At 77.7% G+C, this 710-nt stretch carries 1 protein-coding gene and 1 pseudogene; both read left to right on the top strand.

Annotated elements, in window-relative coordinates; genetic code table 11:
- The coding region (locus ABD308_RS04120; RefSeq protein ID WP_344325656.1) for a PDDEXK family nuclease at positions 1–474 on the top strand (474 nt) is incomplete at its 5' end.
- A gap of 20 nt (positions 475–494) precedes the next feature.
- Positions 495–710, top strand: a pseudogene (locus tag ABD308_RS04115) (TIGR02234 family membrane protein); the annotation flags it as partial.

Here is a 710-nt window from a genome sequence, read left to right as displayed (position 1 = left end):
CCCCGCCGCAGCGGAAGGGACAGCAGGATGCCGGAGGCGCAGCGGCGGATCGTGACCGCCGCCAGGGAGCAGCTCGTGCGGCAGCCGGGCGGCCACGGCGGCGTCCTCGCCGACGTGCGGCTGGAGGGGCAGCCGGCCGCGCTCGTGCTGCTCGCCCCGGGCGCGGTGCCCGACCCCGCGGGGCACTACCGGGCCGGGGACGCGCTGATGGTGCTGGACGTGCTCCCGGCGCCCCGGCCGGTGGACCGCCACCGGTTCCACGCGGCCGCGGGCGTCCCGCTGTACGTCGTGGTGGATCCGGGGGAGGGGGTCTGCACGGTGCACAGCCGTCCGCTGCCCGGTGCCGGGTACCGGGAGGCGGAGCGGGTGCCGTTCGGGAACGATCTCTTCCTGCCGCTGGGGGAGCGGACGCTGGTGCTGGAGACGGGCGACTTCCCCACCGAGCCGCCCACCCCGGGTTCGGCGGCGGGGTGAGGGCGGGGGACACTGGAGCGGTGAGCGCTGAAGCCCCTGCCGAGACCGTGTCCGCCGATCCCGCCACCGCCGCACCCGCGCCCGCCGCGCGGGCCGGGCGGCGCACGTTCGCGGTGATGCTGCTGCTCACCGTGCTGGGCGCGGTGCTGGTGCTGACCGCCGCCGGCCGGGTCTGGGCGGAGGGCACGGCGGGGACCCTGGAGGTGTCCGTCACCGGCGGGAAGATCTCCGAACTG

This window comes from Kitasatospora putterlickiae, from assembly GCF_039527695.1.
In the GTDB taxonomy this organism is placed as follows: domain Bacteria; phylum Actinomycetota; class Actinomycetes; order Streptomycetales; family Streptomycetaceae; genus Kitasatospora; species Kitasatospora putterlickiae.
The sequence above is the reverse complement of the archived record's forward strand: the minus strand, read 5'-3'. Positions and strand labels throughout refer to the sequence as shown.